The following is a 20216-nucleotide window of genomic DNA, read 5'->3' on the forward strand; positions in this document are numbered from 1 at the left end:
TCTATTTTAAATTAAGCTCCTTTGATGCTAACGTCATAATATGACAGCCATGTGAACACATCACATTAAACCTTATACAACGTCATAGAATGTTCATGCTTGTGTCACAGCACCTTCATTTCCTCATGTAAAAGTGCACGCATGCAGAAAAGAATAATGATTAAAGTACTCTGGGGGTTTCCGTTGTTGATCTATGCAATGGATGCCAATGCTTGGGGCCTGTTTACCCACATTTATTTTGCACAATACGTAGTGCTTGCCACGCCGATACTAGACCCAAGAGTACAAAATGCCATTAAGAAGTTTCCGCAACTTGTGATGGCAGGCGCTTGTTTGCCAGACCTCGCATTAATTTCAAAACACTTTAAAACCACCCATGAATGGCAACAAGCGCAGACGCTATTGACGTCTGCCAGCACAGATGAAGAATTGGCTATTGCTGTGGGCTATACCAGCCATTTGTTTGTGGATATTGTGGCGCACAATCACTTTGTACCTGCGTTTGAAGCTAAGTGGCTTAATGCATCGATTGTCACGCACGTGACGTCGGAATGGGCGATGGATGCCTATATCCGTAAGCACTTGCAATATCGTCCGTTCCAACTACTCAGAAGGCATATCGACACCATTGCACCGTTTATTGCCCAAGGCTTTCAGTGCTCATCGCAGCAAGCCTATCAAGCGCTAAACCGCCTAGCTTGGGCCGATAAGTTGTTACGCTTTAGTCAGTTATCGCAGCTTTGCCTACATCGCATTAGACATCGTGACGATGAGTTTGTGTTGAAGCTGGAATATTACTTACAGCAAACGCACGAGGCCTTGCAACAGTTTGAACCCGTATTGCAAGGGCAAACGCCCGCCTTGTTTGCAGAGCTGACACACATGAGCGCGACAGAGATGGTGGTGTGGCGAGAGAAGTGTTTGATTGAGGCGAGATTACGTTTAACGACTGCGGTGAAAGTGTACCAAGATTACCAGCAGCAACTGACCACACCGCACGCCTAGCCTACCTTAGCTTAGCTTAGCCTACAGAGTACTGGCACTACATTAAAATAGTAAGGCTTTGTTTCTGTAGCCAGAACGCACAAAACGGAAAACGACTGCCTAGAATAGGTAGTCGCCAAATATGCTTGCTACACTTATGCTTCTTACACTAGCAAGAATGAGCAGTGTACGATCAAGTAACCAATCATGGCGCCTGCTAATACATCACTTGGGTAGTGTAAGCCTAGAATGACGCGTGACATGGCCACCATCAGCATAAACGGGATCAGCAAGAATGCCAGCACAGGAAAGTAAGCGATAGCAATCAAGCCAAACACTACAGCGTGCAAAGTGTGGCCTGAAGGGAAACTAAAATGATCCAGCGGTTTGCCCACTACCCATACATCTTGTCGTACCTGAAATGGACGTGGGCGATGTGTTTTGAGTTTTAACCATTTGTAGACCAAGGTACCGGTGAGGCCCGCGGCCATCATATGCAGCACTGGCTTCAGCCCTTCGCCTTGCTCAACCAGCATAATGGCGGCCATCAATAGATACCAGAACACGCCATCGCCAAGACGACTCACTGCGCGGAAGACATCGCGAATAATGCGATATTGATTGGTATGGCTCACGCTTACACACAGCGCGCTATCCATTGCCTGCATCCGATGTAAATATAAACGCATGGTATTGTTCATCATCAATCCTTATGACTCTTATTGATGATGTCATCATGCAAGCCCACGATGAAGCAAGCATGACAAACAGATGAACTTTTTTTGAAGGCCCACGCTACATCATGGGCTCTCTATCAAGGTTTATGCTGCAGCTTTTTTAACTTCTCCGGCAATATCTTCTGCCAACTGCTGCACTAGCACACGGTCTTGGCCTTCTACCATCACACGTATTTTGGGCTCTGTACCAGATGCACGTAACAGTACACGACCAGTCCCATTGAGCTTAGTTTCTGCCGCACTGACCGAGGCTTGAATACCTGCGTGACTTAAATCAAGCTTTTGCGCAGTGGTTACATTAATCAGCACTTGTGGGTACAACGTTAAGCCAGCACCCAACTCTGCTAAAGTTTTGCCACTCTCGCGCAATGACTGCAACACTTGTAGCGCTGCAATAATCGCGTCACCACTGGTATGTTTATCCAGCGTTAAAATATGGCCGGAGTTCTCCCCGCCTAGCTTCCAATTTTTTTCGTTGAGCAATTCAAGCACATAACGGTCGCCCACCTTGGCACGTGCAAAGGGGATTTGATGTTGTTTGAGCGCATGTTCCAATGCTAAATTGGTCATCAAGGTACCCGCCACGCCGCCCTTGAGTTTGCCTTTGGCGTATAACCCCAATGCAATCACATACAGCAACTGGTCACCATCTAATAAAGCACCATGCTGATCCACCATCATCACACGGTCACCATCGCCATCAAATGCAATACCCAAATCCGCTTGATGTTCCAGTACGGCTTTTTGCAATGCTTGTGGATGTGTGGAGCCCACTTGTTCATTGATATTGATGCCATCTGGGTGATTACCGATGGCAATCACCTCTGCGCCCAACTCGTGAAATACATCTGGCGCTACATGATAGGTCGCACCATGTGCACAGTCCAACACAATTTTTAATCCGCGCAAATCCAAATGATTTGGGAATGTGCTTTTACAAAACTCGACATAGCGGCCAGCTGCGTCATCTACGCGTTTGGCTTTCCCTAAGTGTGCAGACTCCATCACTTGCATCGGCTGTGCCAACTCGGCCTCAATCGCATGCTCAACGTCATCTGGCAATTTAGCGCCTTGGCTAGAGAAGAATTTAATGCCGTTGTCGTAATAAGGATTATGCGATGCTGAAATGACAATCCCCGCTTGAGCGCGTAACGCACGTGTTAAATAAGCGACGGCTGGCGTTGGCATAGGGCCTGTGAGCAGCACATCCACGCCTGCTGCCGATAACCCGGCCTCTAAGGCAGCCTCTAACATATAGCCAGAGATACGCGTATCTTTACCAATCAATACAGCTGGGCGCACGCCTTTAGGCAATGCTTCACGCTTGGCTAATACACGACCGGCGGCATACCCCAAACGCATGACAAAATCCGGCGTAATGACAGACTCCCCCACTTTGCCACGGATACCATCTGTTCCAAAATACTGTTTACTCATCCTAGAGACTTCATTCATTATGTAATTGTTATATTTTACCGCTTGTATACCTAGCAGACGAGCACAAAATATCTCACCCCAATCGCTAGCCAACAATCAAGCTTCGCTAGCTTAGCTTTTAAAGAATCGCCGTCACGACCTTGAGTGCTTCCACGGTCGCTTTTACATCATGCACACGTACGATGTTTGCGCCCTTCATTGCAGAAATCACTGCAGCAGCCACACTGGCATGCAAACGCGCGTCCACATCCTGACCGGTTACTTGCCCCAGCACAGATTTCCGCGATAACCCTACCAATAACGGGTAGCCTAAACCCTGCAAGCTTGCTAGCTCTTGTATTAACTGAATGTTATGGGCTCTGGTTTTACCAAAGCCAAATCCCGGATCTAGCATAATCCGCTCTTTAGCTATCCCTGCCGCAAAACAAGCGGCTGCGCGTTCTGCCAAAAACGATTTCACTTCATCCACCACATGCGTATAGACCGGGTCTATTTGCATGGTTTGCGGCGTGCCCTGCATATGCATTAAACACACACCTACTTTGCTACTGGCCACAGCTTGCATGGCACCTGGCTCTTGTAACGCACGTACATCATTGACAATACTTGCGCCCGCACGAATTGCTTCTACCATCACCGCAGGCTTATAAGTATCAATCGAAATAGGCACTTTGACGTGTCGCGACAACACTTCAATCACCGGGATGACACGATCCAATTCTTCTTGCAACGCTACTGGTGTTGCATTTGGTCGTGTGGATTCGCCACCAACATCTAGAATATCTGCACCCTGCTCCACCAAAGCAAAGGCGTGCTCTACCGCAGCTGAAGTATGTACAAAATGCCCTCCGTCTGAAAAAGAGTCAGGCGTGACATTCACGATGCCCATCACGTGAGGGCGAGTGAGTGTTAATTCAAATTGTGCACAATGCAATATCATCATAAAAAAAGGGTTGGTCTAAATTTACATTTAGCCAACCCTGTTGTTCCAACCAATTAATTAGTCATTTTTTGCGGTAGGTTGCGGCGCCGGATTCACTACTGTTCCTGTGCCACCACCAGAAGATGGCTTGGTGCTCGCTTGGCGTGGTTTAGGTGCACGTACTGGCAACCCAGCCATGATGTCGTTGATTTGATCAGCATCAATGGTTTCGTGCTCCATCAATGCTGCGGTCATCGCTTCCACCTTGTCACGGTTATCTTCCAGTAACTTACGCGCAATCCCATATTGCTCATCCAAGATACGACGAATTTCTGCATCTACTTTTTGCTGTGTCGCTTCTGATACAGTCTTAGAGCTCATGCTACCAAAAAACGAATCTTGCTCATTGCCTGCATAGACCATGGTACCTAACGCATCAGACATCCCATATTTGGTGACCATATCGCGCGCTAATTTAGTAGCACGCTCAAAGTCGTTCGATGCGCCAGTCGACATTTGATGCATGAAAATCTCTTCGGCAATACGGCCACCAAACAAGATGGAAATTTCTTCTAGCATTTTGTCTTTGTAATTACTGATGCGGTCAAACTCTGGCAACTGCCAAGTCAAACCTAAAGCCCAACCACGCGGCATGATTGTCACTTTATGTACTGGATCAGCCTTAGGCAACAATTTTGCCACCACAGCATGGCCACTCTCGTGATAAGCCGTATTACGACGCTCTTCTTCGCGCATCACCATGGATTTACGTTCAGGGCCCATGAAGATTTTATCTTTCGCATCTTCAAAGTCAGCCATATCGACAGTGCGTTTATTGCGGCGCGCTGCGAACAATGCGGCTTCATTGACCAAGTTTGCCAAGTCAGCACCACTAAAACCAGGGGTACCGCGTGCCAAAATATCCGCTTTCACATCTGGATCAATCGGCACTTTACGCATATGCACTAACAAGATTTGCTCACGGCCTTTGATATCAGGCAAACCTACCATCACTTGGCGGTCAAAACGGCCAGGACGTAATAAGGCTTTATCCAATACATCTGCACGGTTAGTGGCTGCAATTACAATAACGCCAGAGTTGGCTTCAAATCCATCCATCTCGACCAACATTTGGTTCAACGTCTGTTCACGTTCATCATTGCCACCGCCTGTGCCTGCACCACGGCTACGACCCACAGCATCAATCTCATCAATAAAAATAATGCATGGTGAGTTTTTCTTGGCAGTTTCAAACATGTCACGGACGCGCGCTGCACCCACACCCACAAACATTTCCACAAAATCTGAGCCAGAAATCGTAAAGAACGGCACTTTAGCTTCGCCAGCAATGGCGCGTGCCAATAAAGTTTTACCTGTACCCGGAGGGCCTACCATCAAGACACCGCGCGGAATGCGGCCACCCAGTTTTTGAAACTTGCTTGGGTCACGTAAAAACTCAACCAATTCAGTCACTTCTTCTTTGGCTTCGTCGCAACCCGCCACATCGGCAAATGTCGTTTGGTTAGAGCTTTCGTCTAATTGACGTGCTTTACTTTTACCAAATGAAAATGGACCACCGCCTTTGCCGCCACCTTGCATTTGGCGCATAAAGAAAATCCACACACCAATCAGCAAAATCATCGGGAACCATGACACAAAAATACTCATTAAAAGTGATTCTTGCTCTTCTGGCTTAGCCTCTACCACTACATTATTTTTCAATAAATCAGATACCAACCATGGATCTGTCGGCGCATAAGTATTGAAGTTTTTACCTTGGTGTGTCGTGGCGCGTAGCACGCGACCATCAATTTGCACTTTGGCAATATTGCCTGCTTTGACTTCTTGCATGAATTGGGAATAGACCATTTGGCTGTCATTCTTGGTAGAACTGCCAAATTGGTTAAAGGCGGTCATCAGGACCAATGCAATAGCAAGCCAGATTGCAATACTTTTTGCGATATTGTTCAATTGTGTTCCTTCACCTAAGTATTAGGATAAGTAAATTTTATACCTTTTTATCGGCATCATGTTGCATAACTACAGTATTGATAAAGGATTATTTACGTTTTAATCCAAGCAAATAAACCTCACTACTACGATCTCGCGATGCCTTTGGTTTACGTGTCACCACTTTTTCGAATTGTTGGCGCATGGTTTTCACAATCTCGTCAAAACCGCTGCCGATGAACACTTTGACCAAGAAATTACCGCCCGGTTTCAACCAATCTTGGCTGAATTCCAAAGCAAGCTCGGTCAGGTAAGCCGCACCCGCTTGATCTACATCTTTTACACCACTTATATTGGGGGCCATATCTGCAATTACAAGGTCAACTTGTTGATTATTTAAGGTGTGCTCTAGCTGCTTGAGTACGCTTTCCTCGCGAAAGTCTCCTTGGATAAATTCCACATGTGGAATAGGGTGCATCTCCAATATATCTAATGCAATCACGCGCCCTTGACCTTTGAGGCGTTGTACCACCACTTGCGACCAACTACCTGGGGTAGAGCCCAAATCCACCACAGTCATACCAGATTTAATCAGCTTATCTTTGTCATCGATTTCCATCAGCTTATACGCTGCACGCGCACGATAACCATCCTTTTGCGCCATTTTGACATAAGGATCATTCAGATGTTCCTGCATCCAAGCTTTACTTGTTCTTGATGGTTTCATAAGGAATTAGAGGCTTCGTGATAAAATGACTGCAATTGAATAGAAATGAATATTATGCAACTTAAAACCAAACAAATCGCACACCTTCGTGGCTTAGCACACAATTTAAATCCGGTGGTCATGATTGGCAACCAAGGCCTGACCGAAAACGTGATAAAAGAAATTGAATTGAATCTAAACGCGCACGAGCTGATCAAGGTACAAGTAGCCGGCGATGACCGTGATGCTCGCAAAGCCATTTATGCCGAGATTTGTTACAAAACCAATGCTGTGGCTGTGCATCACATCGGCAAACAATTGGTATTTTATCGCCCTAGCGAGACCATCAAAGAGTCCGCCAAGGTCGTCATTCCAAAACTATAATTAAACAGCACGCGCTCAGCGTGCTTTTAATACCACAACAAATCCCAATAGGCATTCAATCACGTACGCTACGCTGGATACGCCATGCCAGGTACTAAAACGGCTGGCAAATACGCTGTGCATCACATCGTTGGGGAACGCATTGGCTTTTAACTGGGCCAACAATGGCTGAATGCCGAAATGCCCAGCCAGTACTAACAGCAGCATGACCATAATTGCCCAAAAATAGCTTTGTTTGAGCGCCACCGTACCAAACTCTATCAAACGTTGAATCAGTAAATAAAACGCGCTCGCCATGCCAATGTAGCTGACAAGTGTAAACAATCTACCGGCTACTTGACCAGCGGTCTGACGGTCTTGCAAGGTATCAAATAGCACATAGGCTGTGAATCCGGTCATCCACAAAGCACCGACCCACAAGGTAATGACGATTAAGGTAAGTTTGCGTGTCATATCAAACGTAAAGTACTTCGATAATTTCGTACTCTTTGATACCGCCTGGTGATTGCACCTCGGCTACTTCGCCTTCAGATTTACCAATCAGCGCACGCGCAATCGGCGAGCCTACGGAAATTTTTCCGCCTTTGATATCCGCTTCATCCTCACCCACAATTTGATAGATTTTGGCATCACCAGAATCTAAATCTTCAAAACGGACAGTGGCACCAAACACAACACGGCCTTCAGCATTGAGTGTTTTCGGGTCAATCACCTGTAAATTAGACAATTTGCTTTCTAGCTCGGCAATTCTGCCTTCAATAAAACTTTGACGCTCTTTGGCTGACTCATATTCAGCATTTTCAGATAAATCGCCCTGCGCACGCGCTTCAGCAATGGCCTGAATAATATTAGGTCTATCCACTGCGCGTAAACGTTGCAATTCTTCTTTAAGGAGTTCTGCACCGATGACGGTGACTGGAATTTGATTTACTGCCATATTAAAACCTTATCAATCGACTACAAAAAAAATAAACCACACTCAGCTTGAGCGTGGCTTTGTTAAATAATTCAATTAAAGTGAGTGTATTTTATGCAAGTCTTTTATGCAAGTCTTGAATCGACTCTACATTTAACTCCTGCATGTGCGTCATACCGATACACGCTGCCTTTGCACCAGCCAAGGTAGTGTAATAGGTGACCTTATTTTGCAATGCACTGCGGCGGATTTCATAGGAGTCTGCCACCGCTTTTTTGTCTTCGGTCACGTTCACAATAAAGTTGATTTCATTATTTTTAATCATATCAACAATATGAGGACGGCCTTCTGCCACTTTATTCACAGGCACCACCTTCAAACCATGCTCCGCTAAAGCCCTTGCCGTACCTTTTGTGGCCACCAATGTAAAGCCTAAGTTCGCTAAATCATGCGCGATATCGACTACCTTTTGATGGTCTTCGTTCCGTACGCTGATAAAGGCTTTACCGCCTTTTGGCAGTTTAGCAGAGGCGCCCAGTTGCGACTTCACAAAGGCTTCAGCAAAGGTATTGCCTACGCCCATGACTTCGCCGGTCGACTTCATTTCAGGGCCCAATATCGTATCAACACCCGGGAACTTGATGAAGGGGAACACGGCCTCTTTCACAGAGTAATATGGTGGAACAACTTCTTTCGTCACCCCTTGCGATTGTAAGGTTTGACCAGCCATACAACGTGCTGCGATTTTAGCTAATTGCAACCCGCAAGCTTTGGATACGAATGGTACGGTACGTGAAGCGCGTGGATTCACTTCTAACACATAGACCGTCTCACCTTGTATCGCAAACTGCACATTCATCAAGCCTTTTACACCTAAGGCTTTTGCCATTTGCACGGTCTGTTGACGCAACACATCTTGTAGCGCCTTACTTAGGCTGTAAGGTGGTAATGAACATGCAGAGTCGCCAGAGTGCACACCCGCTTGCTCCACGTGTTGCATAATGCCGCCAATTAACACCTCTTCCCCATCGCTAATCGCATCTACGTCAACTTCAATCGCGTCGTTCAAGAAACGATCCAGCAACACCGGAGATTCGTTAGAGACTTTCACAGCTTCACGCATATAACGCTCAAGCTGGCTTTGCTCATGCACGATTTCCATGGCGCGACCACCTAGCACATAGCTAGGACGCACCACTAGAGGATAGCCAATCTCTTCTGCCGCTCGAATGGCCTCTTCTGGCGCACGTGCAGTACGATTGGGTGGTTGTTTTAATCCTAAATCATGCAACATTTTTTGGAAGCGTTCGCGGTCTTCCGCACGGTCAATCGCATCAGGTGTAGTACCAATAATAGGTACACCCGCTTTTTCCAAATCACGCGCTAATTTCAAGGGTGTTTGACCACCGTATTGCACAATCACGCCCACTGGTTTTTCAATATTGACGATTTCTAATACATCTTCTAATGTCACCGGCTCAAAGTACAAGCGGTCTGAAGTGTCATAATCGGTAGAAACGGTCTCCGGATTACAGTTGACCATAATGGTTTCATAGCCGTCGTCACGCATGGCAAACGCAGCATGTACACAGCAATAGTCAAACTCAATGCCTTGACCAATACGGTTTGGGCCACCGCCCAATACCATGATTTTTTTCTTATCGGTCGGCTGCGCTTCGCACTCCTCCTCGTAGCTTGAATACATATAGGCCGTATTCGTTGCAAATTCAGCAGCACAAGTATCCACACGCTTATAGACTGGACGTACATTCAGGGCCTGACGATACGCACGCACCGCATGCTGATCCGTCGCCAACAATTTCGCCAAACGTCTATCAGAAAAACCAATACGTTTAAGCTTAAACATGGCCTCTTTATTTAAATCAGCAATATGCTTACCACTTAAAGCGGCTTCATGTTTGATGATGTCTTGAATTTGCGCCAAGAACCAAGGATCAATTTTGGAAATATCGAAAATCTGCTCAATGGATAAGCCCATTCTGAAGGCATCACCCAAATACCAAATACGCTCAGGGCCAGGCTCACCCAATTCTTTGGTAATTTTGTCTAAATCTGTGGTGATTGGGTCTAAACCATCAACGCCTACTTCTAAGCCGCGCAACGCTTTTTGGAATGACTCTTGGAAGCTACGGCCAATGGCCATGACCTCACCCACAGATTTCATCTGTGTGGTTAAGCGGCTATCGGCTTGCGGGAATTTCTCGAATGCAAATCGAGGGATTTTAGTCACCACATAATCAATGGAGGGTTCGAACGAAGCTGGGGTCTGGCCGCCAGTAATTTCGTTACGCAACTCATCCAAAGTAAATCCAACCGCCAATTTAGCTGCAATTTTAGCAATGGGGAAACCTGTGGCTTTGGAAGCCAACGCAGATGAGCGTGAGACACGTGGATTCATCTCAATCACAATCATGCGCCCATCATCTGGATTAATCGCAAACTGTACGTTGGAACCACCCGTATCCACCCCAATCTCGCGCAATACTGCCAATGAGGCATTACGCATGATTTGGTACTCTTTATCAGTGAGCGTTTGTGCGGGCGCTACCGTGATCGAATCGCCCGTATGTACGCCCATTGGGTCTAAGTTTTCAATCGAACAAATGATAATGCAGTTATCTGCCTTATCACGCACCACTTCCATCTCATACTCTTTCCAGCCGAGCATGGATTCTTCAATCAGCAATTCTTTGGTAGGTGATGCATCCAAGCCACGTTCACAAATGGCCATAAACTCTTCACGGTTATACGCAATGCCACCACCACTACCACCCATGGTAAAGGATGGACGGATAATCGCTGGGTAACCAATATTGGCTTGCACTTGCAATGCCTCTTCCAAGCTATGTGCAATCGCAGACTTGGCAGAACCCAAACCAATTTTGGTCATGGCTTCTTTAAATTTTTGACGGTCTTCCGCCTTATCAATGGCTTCTTTAGATGCGCCAATCAATTCGACATTGTACTTTTTCAATACACCGTGCTTGTCCAAATCCAACGCACAGTTCAATGCAGTTTGGCCACCCATGGTAGGCAGCAATGCATCAGGTTTTTCTTTGGCAATGATTTTCTCTACCACTTGCCAAGTAATTGGCTCAATATAAGTGGCGTCCGCCATTTCTGGGTCGGTCATGATGGTGGCTGGATTCGAGTTCACCAATATCACGCGATAACCTTCTTCGCGCAGTGCTTTACAGGCCTGTGCACCAGAATAGTCAAACTCACACGCTTGACCGATGACAATCGGACCAGCGCCGATGATCAAAATACTTTTAATGTCGGTTCTCTTTGCCATTAGCTGGTTTTTCTTTCTTGCATTAATTCAATAAACTGGTCAAATAAATAACCCATCTCGGTTGGGCCGGGGCTTGCTTCCGGGTGGCCTTGAAAGCTGAACGCCGGTTTGTCCGTGCGCGCAATACCCTGCAAGCTACCATCAAATAAAGAGACGTGCGTTACTTTCACGTTGGCAGGCAGTGTAGTCGGATCTGCCGCAAAACCATGGTTTTGGCTGGTGATATACACACGTTTGGTGGCTACATCTTGCACCGGGTGATTTGCACCGTGGTGCCCAAATTTCATCTTCATAGTTTTAGCGCCACTGGCCAATGCCAACAACTGGTGACCCAAACAAATACCGAAGGTAGGAATGCCGGACTCTACCAATGTTTTAATGGCGCTAATTGCGTAGTCACATGGCTCTGGGTCACCAGGGCCATTCGATAAGAAGATGCCATCAGGCTGATATGCCAATGCTTGCGCTGCTGTCGCCTGCGCCGGCAACACAGTCACCTTGCAGCCACGCGAAGCAAGCATGCGTAAAATATTACGTTTCACGCCATAATCAAATGCCACCACTTGGAATTGAGATTGATCCGGCTTTGTGTAGCCTTCCCCTAACGCCCACTCACCTTCTGCAAACGCATACGGCTTGTCACAACTGACTACCTTCGCCAAGTCCATGCCTGATAAACCAGGGAATGCTTGAGCGAGTGCCAGCGCTTTTATTTCATCAATATCGCCTGCCATAATACAGCCAGCTTGCGCACCTTTTTCACGCAACACACGCGTCAACTTACGCGTGTCAATGTCTGCAATCGCCACCACATTATTGGTGGCTAAATATTCTGAGAGCGTTTGTGTACTGCGGAAATTACTGTGTAACAAAGGCAAATCGCGGATAATTAAACCTGACGCATAGACTTTGCCGGATTCCACATCCTCTGCATTGGTACCGTAGTTGCCAATGTGCGGATAAGTTAATGTGACGATTTGTTGGGTATAAGAAGGGTCGGTCAGAATTTCTTGATAACCGGTCATGGAAGTATTGAACACCACCTCCCCAACCGTATGGCCTGCAGCACCAATTGCAATGCCTTTAAAAACAGTTCCATCTGCTAACACTAAAATCGCTGGAATTGTTTTTGACACCATGGGCTCCTTTTGTTTTGACACGACACACATCTGTTACACACATCCAATATTTTAGATGTGCAAAACGGGAAAAGCTTTGTAAACTCTTCCCGTTCTTAGAATTGACGCATTATAGCCGAAATTCGACTGCGCCTCAAGCGCTAGGATTGTTTAACTAACGTAAACCGAGCACATCACGCATATCAAACAGCCCGCTAGAATGGCTGGCTAAAAACTTTGCAGCACGTAAGGCACCTTGCGCAAAAGTGGCGCGGCTGCTGGCTTTATGGGTTAATTCCACCCGCTCTCCCACGCCAGCCAACACCACGGTATGATCCCCTACCACATCCCCACCACGCATGGTCGCAAAACCAATAGTCCCTGCCTCGCGTTCGCCCGTTACACCCTCTCGAGCATAGACTGCGCAATCTTTTAATTGCTGTCCTAGGCCCTGCGCTGCAGCCTCACCCAAACGCAGTGCAGTGCCAGAAGGCGCATCAATTTTGTGGCGATGGTGCATCTCCACCACTTCAATGTCATATCCCTCATTGAGTACCCTAGCCGCTTGCTCTACTAAATTAATGAGCAAGGTCACACCCACACTCATATTAGGAGCAAATACAATCGCAATCTCTTTTGCCGCAACTTCAATGCTTGCGCGTTGCGCCTCGCTAAAGCCAGTGGTCCCGATGACATGTTTGACTTTAAGCGCACGGCAAACATCAAGATAATGCATACTGGCTTCCGGACGCGTGAAATCAATCAAGACATCCGCACCCTTGAGGGCTGCACTCACATCACTACTTAACTGTACTTGTGTCAGCTTCCCGAACTGCTCGCCTGCATCACGCCCCAACTGCGGACTACCTTCCCGATCCAGCGCGCCATGCAACACCATATCCGCGTGATTGAGCACACCCTCTATCAGCGCATGCCCCATCCGCCCTGTTGCACCTGCTATCACTACTTTTACCATAATTCTCTTCTATCATTAATGACCAGCACTAACCTATGACACCACGCAGCAGCTGGTTAAAACCCAATTTTTTCAATGACACCATCTAAGTGTTCGCTAGACTCTTCGGGCGCGAGTATTTTTTGTTCGCTCGCACGTTTGCCATTGGCGACCACAAACTCTCTGACAATGAGCCAGCGCTGCGCAGCTGCATCAAACTGTAAATCAAGCTGCTTGGTGACTTCATCACTAAACACTTTAGACGCATATTTTTGGAAAAATTGCACGCTGGCTTGGTTACCATGTTGCGTCACAGCCACATCCTCAAGCACCAGATTGATATCACCGCGCTTACCAGACAAACGCTGCTTACGTTGTGCTGCCCATGCGCTTTTGCTCAAACCACTTTCCGGCTTAAATCCATCGGCATAAGCCGCAAAATACGCCTTTACATTTTTATTACGCCAAGCGTCCACCCATGCATTAACTGTAGCTTGTATCGCTTGCGCTGCATCACCCACTTCACCACCAGTTGCAGCCGCCACAGCTGTCGCTGCTACAGTCCCACCTGCCCTCTGCGGTAGCGCTTCCGGTGCTATTTGCTCAGGTGTAGCTTCGGCTGCAACAGATGCCTGCGCCTCCTGCGCTTGCGGTAGCAGGTTCACACTGTCCACGCCAGCCATCTCTGGTTTTTTCTTGAGAATAGATTCAGTTTCGACTGCACCCTCATTGGCAATGTCTGCTGCGGCTGCGGCAGTAGCAGCTTCTGCACCTACTGGTGCTGGCGATACTGCACTTGAAGCCACAGCTGCCGCGGCCACTGCTGCTGTTTCAGCAGGCAGGTCTGTAGTGGCGGACGATGTTGCTGGAGCCGCCTCAGGCGCTGCAACCGGCTCATCTGAACCCCAAAATTTAAACATATCAAACCAAGGTTTTTCCACTGGCTTTTTGGTGGTCGTGACAGATCTAGCAGAAGTATCCACCGGAGTGTCTGCAGACTTGTCGGTCGCAGCCACTACATCACCACGCACCGTCGTGAGTAACTCTTTATCAAAATCGAGAATCACTCTACGCTTTTCTATCACTTTGCCTTGCTGGCGCAACTGATAAAAATAATCCCAACGGTTGCCATGAAAGCTATCAACGATTAAAGGCGTGCCCATGATATACCGCACTTGCGACTTGGTCATACCCGGCCTTAACTGCAATAACATTTTTGAGGTAACAACGTTACCTTGCTGAATATCCATTTTGTAAGATTTTAAGGCAGGTAATTTGGAGCCACATCCGACAAAAAAACAGCTAACAATCAAGCATATGGGGGTGAAGATTTTCGAAAAATAACGCATTACGGTCACTTTAAATAAAGACTTGTTGTTGAATATTCATTAATATACCATGTTGATCAAGTATTCAAAAATACAGCTTAATGAATGGCGGATGAATAACATGCATGACCAGAAAGATTTAAAAAATGCCGGGCTAAAAGCTACATTACCTCGCTTAAAAATCTTGGAACTCTTCGAAAACAGCACTGAGCGTCACCTATCTGCCGAAGACGTATACAAGATTATGATTAACGCCGGCGAAGACGTTGGCTTAGCAACTGTCTATCGCGTACTTACACAGTTTGAACAAGCAGGACTACTGGCACGTCACCACTTTGAAAGCGGTAAAGCCGTGTTTGAGCTTAACGAAGGCAGCCACCACGACCACATTGTATGTATTAAGTGTGGCCGCGTTGAAGAGTTTTACGACGAAGAGATTGAAAAAAGACAAAAAAGCGCGGCGGATGAACATGGCTTTACCATGCATGACCACTCACTGACTATTTATGGTGTGTGCAAAAAACAACCCTGTACCAATAAAGGCTAAGCGTTACCAAAACCTTAGTCTTGATAAAAGTCTTAGCATTTACAAAAACCAAGCACTATTTAGCCAGCATTTCTTTTGCATGTTGGCGTGTAATCTCAGTAATCTGTAACCCACCCAGCATACGCGCCACTTCATCCACACGTTCTTCTGTTGCCAGCCGACGGATATGACTTAAAGTTGTCCCGGCGTGCTGTGTTTTGCTGACTTGTAAGTGGTGTTGCGCTTGCGCTGCAACCTGCGGCAGATGTGTGATGACCAGCACTTGTCGCGCATCGCCCAGTTGCTTGAGTAAAGTACCGACGACCTCGGCCACGCCACCGCCAATACCGACATCTACTTCATCAAAAATCATACACGGGACCGTGCCGGAAGAAGCCGTAGTAACGTGTAGCGCTAAGCTGATTCTGGAGAGCTCGCCCCCTGATGCGACTTTAGCAAGTGCTCGGGGCGTTACGCCTGCGTGACCAGCCACTAAAAACTCAATCTGTTCCAAGCCATACACCATTGGCTCACCGGGCAGGAGTGCGACTTGGAATTGTCCGCCTTTAAGTGAAAGGTGCTGCATTTGCTCAGTAATGCTCGCAGTGAGCGTCTGCGCTGCTTGCGTTCTTTTTGCCGTGAGTGTTTGGGCGTGCTGCTGGTAAGCCTGCCATGCCTGCGCTTCTTGCTGCTTCAACATGCCGTCATCCACTGAGCTTTCTAGCACTTGCATGCGCGCAACACAGGCCTCTAGCTCCATAGGCAACTCTTCTGGCTTAATGCGATATTTACGGCTGAGCGCATGAATCGATTGGATACGCGCCTCCACTTCCGCCAGCCGTGCAGGGTCCAACTCTGTGCGCTGCAAATAGCGGTTTAGAAAACGGCTCGCTTCCTCCAACTGAATAGCTGCGGACTCCACTGTGGACAATGCCTCTTGTAACGCAGCATCAAAATCCATTAACTGCGACAACTGATGCTGCACTTGCTCTACCATTGCACCAGCATTGGGTTCCGCCTCGGACAGTAGCGCTAAGCAGGACTCTACCCCTTGCAACAAACTGGCACCATGGCTCAGCCGACTATGCTCCTGTTGCAATGTAAGCCAGTCTTCCGCCTCAAAGGCCAGCTGTTTGATTTCACGCGTTTTGTCTCGCAACTCAGCCAACTCTTCGGCATATGCTTCAGCATTAGTTTCTGCTGCCAGCCTTTGTTGATGCAGCTTACGCCACTGCTGGTAGCACTCAGCCACTTGACCTGCAAGCGCTTCTGCTTGCGCATATGCATCTAGAATTTCACGCTGCGTACTGTTTTTTAATAGCGAGTGATGGGCGTTTTGGCTATAAATATCTATCAATAATTCGCCCAATTCTTTTAATTGTGCGACAGTAGCCGAGGTGCCATTGATAAAGCCGCGACTGCGCCCATCCGCATAGATGACGCGACGTAAAATCAAGTGCTCGTCCACATCAATTTCATGTTCGGCCAGCCATTGCTGTGCCAGCTTATTATGTGCAATGGTAAACGTGGTACTGATATCGGCCTTTTCAGACCCGGCGCGCGTGACAGCGCCATCGTTGCGCGCACCCAAGCTGAGTGATAGCGCATCAATTAAAATCGATTTACCGGCACCTGTCTCCCCGGTTAACGCCGTGAACCCGGCGTCAAACTCTAGGTCTAGTTGCTCAACAATAATAAAATCACGAATAGATAACGCTTGTAACATAGGCTTACTCAACACATTTCATGGTCATTACGGGCTGCATTGAAGAGTTATCCCCAGTTGAGCTTGTTGCGTAACATATCAAAATAGCAATATCCCTTTGGATGCAGCAACAAAATATCCTGCTTGGCACGCTGCACACGAATTTTATCGCCCGCATTCAATGTTTGCTGGTATTGCCCATCTAAGCTCAGCTGTGCGTCATCTGCTTGCATCACGGTCACTTCGCATACGCTTTCGCTGGTGACAGTAATAGGGCGATTACTCAATGTGTGTGGGCTAATTGGCACCAAAGAAATTGCCTTTAAATCCGGATGCAGAATAGGGCCGCCAGCAGAAAGCGCATATGCCGTGGTGCCAGTGGGCGAGCTCAAGATCAAACCATCTGCACGCTGCTTTGACACAAACTGACCATTGATTTCCACTTCCATTTCCATCAACCGCAGGGCGTTTTTGACCACCACATCATTCAGCGCTACACCGTGCAACACAGGCGCACCAGCGCGGTAAATAGTGGCTTCTAACAGCATACGGCTTTCAGTCTGATATTCACCGGCGAGGATTTTATCCATTTCCACCAGCATATCTTCGGTACGTAAATCGGTTAAAAAACCAAGGCGGCCACGATTAATGCCCACCAAAGGTACCGGCTTAGGCAACTGACTTTCGTGCAGGCTTCTAGCGACGCTCAGCATCGTACCGTCGCCTCCCATCACCACAACCAAATCCACCAAGCTGCCAATATCAGCCAATGTTGCAGTGTTAAACCCGTTCAGCGCTGCGTGATGCGCCGTGTTTTCTTCTACCCATACCTGAATACCTTTGGTAGATAAATGGCTTGCCAGTTGTGCAAGTTCGTCTTGCATGTGTTGCAATGCACTGGCATCCATGTATTTGCCAATAATCGCAATCGATACAAATTGTTTTTTCATGGCAGAATTAAATCACAGAAGCGCCCAGCTTAAAAGCAAATGCCGCTGTTATCTAGGAACTAATTCGGGCAAAATAGCACCTTACTTAGCATGTTGAATTTCAGCTTGGACAAACGCGCGCAAATATTACTCAAGACCTTGGTGGAACATTACATCAGTGATGGGCAGCCGATAGGCTCGCGTACGCTCCTACAGCACTCCGGTTTGGATGTCAGTCCGGCGACGATTCGCAATGTGATGAGTGACTTGGAGCAACTTGGGTTTATTACCAGCCCACACACTTCTGCCGGACGCATTCCTACGCAAAAAGGGTACCGCCTGTTTGTGGATTCGTTATTAACAGTTAAGCCATTGGAAAACAACGCGTTTCAGCAACTCAAAGATGGATTAAACTCACCCAACCAAACCGCTTTAATTAGCAATGCAGCCGACATGCTCTCGCAACTCACCCAATTTGCTGGCGTAGTGCTCACGCCCAAGCGTAAACGCGTTGCGTTTAAGCATTTAGAGTTTTTAGCGTTGTCCGAGAAAAAATTGCTGGTGATTATCGTGACGCAAGACGGCAACGTGCAAAACCGCGTTATCGTGACCGAAAAACCATATACAGCCAGCGATCTCACGCAAGCCAGCAATTACTTTAATGCGCATTACCAAGGCTTTACTCTGGAAGAAGTGCAGCAAAAGCTACATGCAGAACTCAAGCAGATGCAGACCGAGATGAACCAATTGATGACGGCAGCATTAGAAGCAACACATTTGGACGGCGACGAGAACAAAGATGCGGTAGTGATTGCTGGGGAACGTAACTTGTTACAGGTGGATGAACTCTCCACCAATGTCACCAGCTTACGTAAATTATTTGAGATCTTTGAGCGACGCACCTCACTGATGCAACTACTCGACAACAGCCAGCGTGCTGAAGGCATTCAAATCTTTATTGGAGGCGAGAGTGGTTATTTGCCGCTGGATGAGTGCAGCATGGTGACCGCACCGTACGAGGCAGATGGCCAAGTGGTCGGCACCTTAGGCGTGATTGGCCCAACGCGCATGGCCTACGAGCGTGTGATACCAATTGTTGACGTGACTGCCAAGCTGCTTTCCAACGCGCTTTCTTCTAACTAATCACCAACATTCGCATCATCACTCATTAGCATCTTCACTGGCAAACTCATGGCATATTACGATACAGAACCCCCTTACACCCATGGCGACCAACTTAAAGTAGGTATATTGCTTGCCAATTTAGGCACGCCCGATGCCCCTACCGCCAAAGCATTACGCCCTTACCTCAAGCAATTTTTAATGGATACACGCGTAGTGGAGATTCCAAAGCTGATTTGGTACTGGATATTACATTGCATCATTTTAGTCATCCGCCCCAAAAAATCGGCTGAGAAATATGCGCAAGTATGGTCAAGCGAGGGCTCGCCTTTACTGGTACATGCGCAAAAACAAACCAAAATGCTGGAAGGATTTTTAGCGCAACATATCAAATCGCCCTTCGCTGTTGCGCTAGGCATGACCTATGGCAACCCAAGCATGCAACAAGCTATCGATACGTTAAAGGCGCAACATTGCAATAAAATTTTAGTATTTCCGTTATACCCGCAATACGCAGCCAGCAGTACGGCCGCAGCTTTTGATGCGATATGGCGCATCTTGCTCAAAACACGCAACGTGCCCGCGATACGCACTATCAAACACTATCACGACCATCCAGCTTATATTGCAGCCTTAGCAGCGAATGTACGTGAACATTGGCGCCTGAATGGTGGTAAGCCTACTAAGCTGGTCATGAGTTTTCATGGGGTACCTAAATTCCATTTGATGAAAGGCGATCCTTATCATTGCGAATGCCACAAAACAGCGCGACTATTGGCAGAAGCGCTAGAGCTGACCAAAGATGAATATGTAGTGGCATTTCAATCGCGATTTGGTAAGCAAGAGTGGCTCAAACCCTATCTTGCCAGCACACTTGAGGCGCTAGGAAAAGCCAATACAAAACGCATTGATGTGATTTGCCCAGGCTTTAGTAGCGACTGCTTAGAGACATTGGAAGAAATTGCAATGGAAGGTGAGCATATCTTCAAAAGCAATGGTGGTGGCGACTACCACTATATTCCTGCGCTGAATGAGAGCGAACTGTGGATTCAAGCCATGACCCAAATCACACTTGAGAACTTACAAGGCTGGGTCAGCCCCAGTTGGGATAATGCCGCGGCTAAAAATACATCTGACATGACAAAATTGCGTGCGCAAAGTTTGGGTGCAAAACAATAAGC

At 47.3% G+C, this 20216-nt stretch carries 18 protein-coding genes; 5 read left to right on the top strand and 13 right to left on the bottom strand.

Annotation, left to right across the window (positions count from 1 at the left end; translation table 11 throughout):
- The first annotated feature begins 141 nt into the window (after positions 1–141).
- Positions 142–1005 carry a zinc dependent phospholipase C family protein gene (locus FG11_RS07940; protein WP_047534152.1) on the top strand — a complete coding sequence of 288 codons (864 nt, stop codon included), beginning with the start codon at positions 142–144 and terminating at the stop codon, positions 1003–1005.
- 143 nt (positions 1006–1148) lie between these two features.
- On the opposite strand, the gene FG11_RS07945 is transcribed toward FG11_RS07940, so the two are convergent.
- The 5 genes from FG11_RS07945 to rlmE all read right to left on the bottom strand — a co-directional run bounded on the left by FG11_RS07945 (position 1149) and on the right by rlmE (position 6757).
- The gene (locus FG11_RS07945) at positions 1149–1685 is read right to left on the bottom strand and encodes a phosphatase PAP2 family protein (protein ID WP_025224675.1); all 537 of its coding nucleotides are present in this window, start codon (positions 1683–1685) and stop codon (positions 1149–1151) included.
- Between the two features lie 120 nt (positions 1686–1805).
- Positions 1806–3158, bottom strand: a complete 1353-nt coding sequence (glmM, locus tag FG11_RS07950) for a phosphoglucosamine mutase (protein WP_020182549.1) — start codon at positions 3156–3158, stop codon at positions 1806–1808.
- 118 nt (positions 3159–3276) lie between these two features.
- Positions 3277–4101 (bottom strand): dihydropteroate synthase, encoded by an 825-nt coding sequence (gene folP / locus FG11_RS07955; RefSeq protein WP_442922041.1) that lies wholly within the window; start codon positions 4099–4101, stop codon positions 3277–3279.
- 57 nt (positions 4102–4158) lie between these two features.
- Positions 4159–6051: an ATP-dependent zinc metalloprotease FtsH gene (gene ftsH / locus FG11_RS07960; RefSeq protein WP_020182551.1), complete on the bottom strand. Its 1893-nt coding sequence runs from the start codon at positions 6049–6051 to the stop codon at positions 4159–4161.
- Positions 6052–6139: 88 nt separating this feature from the next.
- Positions 6140–6757 (bottom strand): 23S rRNA (uridine(2552)-2'-O)-methyltransferase RlmE, encoded by a 618-nt coding sequence (rlmE, locus tag FG11_RS07965; RefSeq protein ID WP_025224677.1) that lies wholly within the window; start codon positions 6755–6757, stop codon positions 6140–6142.
- A gap of 54 nt (positions 6758–6811) precedes the next feature.
- Between rlmE and yhbY the strand changes: the two genes are divergently transcribed.
- Entirely contained in the window at positions 6812–7120 is a 309-nt protein-coding gene (gene yhbY / locus FG11_RS07970) for a ribosome assembly RNA-binding protein YhbY (protein ID WP_047535966.1), read from the top strand.
- A 15-nt stretch (positions 7121–7135) separates the two neighbouring features.
- On the opposite strand, the gene FG11_RS07975 is transcribed toward yhbY, so the two are convergent.
- The 6 genes from FG11_RS07975 to bamE form a co-directional block, all read right to left on the bottom strand.
- Positions 7136–7573 carry a DUF4149 domain-containing protein gene (locus tag FG11_RS07975; protein WP_020182554.1) on the bottom strand — a complete coding sequence of 146 codons (438 nt, stop codon included), beginning with the start codon at positions 7571–7573 and terminating at the stop codon, positions 7136–7138.
- A 1-nt stretch (position 7574) separates the two neighbouring features.
- Positions 7575–8057: a transcription elongation factor GreA gene (greA, locus tag FG11_RS07980; protein WP_020182555.1), complete on the bottom strand. Its 483-nt coding sequence runs from the start codon at positions 8055–8057 to the stop codon at positions 7575–7577.
- 91 nt (positions 8058–8148) lie between these two features.
- Positions 8149–11352, bottom strand: coding sequence for a carbamoyl-phosphate synthase large subunit (gene carB / locus FG11_RS07985; RefSeq protein WP_020182556.1), 3204 nt, complete (start codon positions 11350–11352; stop codon positions 8149–8151).
- Positions 11352–12488, bottom strand: coding sequence for a glutamine-hydrolyzing carbamoyl-phosphate synthase small subunit (carA, locus tag FG11_RS07990; protein WP_047535969.1), 1137 nt, complete (start codon positions 12486–12488; stop codon positions 11352–11354). Before carA ends, carB begins: the two co-directional genes overlap by 1 nt.
- 157 nt (positions 12489–12645) lie before the next feature.
- Complete coding sequence (gene dapB, locus FG11_RS07995; protein ID WP_047534157.1) at positions 12646–13446, bottom strand: 4-hydroxy-tetrahydrodipicolinate reductase; 801 nt, start codon at positions 13444–13446, stop codon at positions 12646–12648.
- A gap of 56 nt (positions 13447–13502) precedes the next feature.
- Entirely contained in the window at positions 13503–14675 is a 1173-nt protein-coding gene (bamE, locus tag FG11_RS13290; RefSeq protein ID WP_235276361.1) for an outer membrane protein assembly factor BamE domain-containing protein, read from the bottom strand.
- Positions 14676–14874: 199 nt separating this feature from the next.
- On the opposite strand from bamE, the gene fur reads away from it, so the two are divergent.
- A complete protein-coding gene (gene fur, locus FG11_RS08005) occupies positions 14875–15300 on the top strand; it encodes a ferric iron uptake transcriptional regulator (protein WP_025224683.1) in 426 nt (141 codons plus the stop codon).
- A gap of 55 nt (positions 15301–15355) precedes the next feature.
- Here fur and recN read toward each other — a convergent pair whose 3' ends face one another.
- Both recN and FG11_RS08015 read right to left on the bottom strand, forming a co-directional pair.
- The gene (gene recN, locus FG11_RS08010; RefSeq protein WP_047534160.1) at positions 15356–17005 is read right to left on the bottom strand and encodes a DNA repair protein RecN; all 1650 of its coding nucleotides are present in this window, start codon (positions 17003–17005) and stop codon (positions 15356–15358) included.
- Positions 17006–17052: 47 nt separating this feature from the next.
- The gene (locus FG11_RS08015; protein ID WP_081978198.1) at positions 17053–17934 is read right to left on the bottom strand and encodes an NAD(+) kinase; all 882 of its coding nucleotides are present in this window, start codon (positions 17932–17934) and stop codon (positions 17053–17055) included.
- A gap of 90 nt (positions 17935–18024) precedes the next feature.
- On the opposite strand from FG11_RS08015, the gene hrcA reads away from it, so the two are divergent.
- Entirely contained in the window at positions 18025–19056 is a 1032-nt protein-coding gene (gene hrcA, locus FG11_RS08020) for a heat-inducible transcriptional repressor HrcA (protein WP_029647608.1), read from the top strand.
- A 48-nt stretch (positions 19057–19104) separates the two neighbouring features.
- Positions 19105–20214 carry a ferrochelatase gene (hemH, locus tag FG11_RS08025; protein WP_047534162.1) on the top strand — a complete coding sequence of 370 codons (1110 nt, stop codon included), beginning with the start codon at positions 19105–19107 and terminating at the stop codon, positions 20212–20214.
- The last annotated feature ends 2 nt before the right edge of the window (positions 20215–20216 follow it).

Origin of the sequence: Methylotenera sp. N17 (genome assembly GCF_000799155.1) — a bacterium.
Classification (GTDB): Bacteria; Pseudomonadota; Gammaproteobacteria; order Burkholderiales; family Methylophilaceae; genus Methylophilus.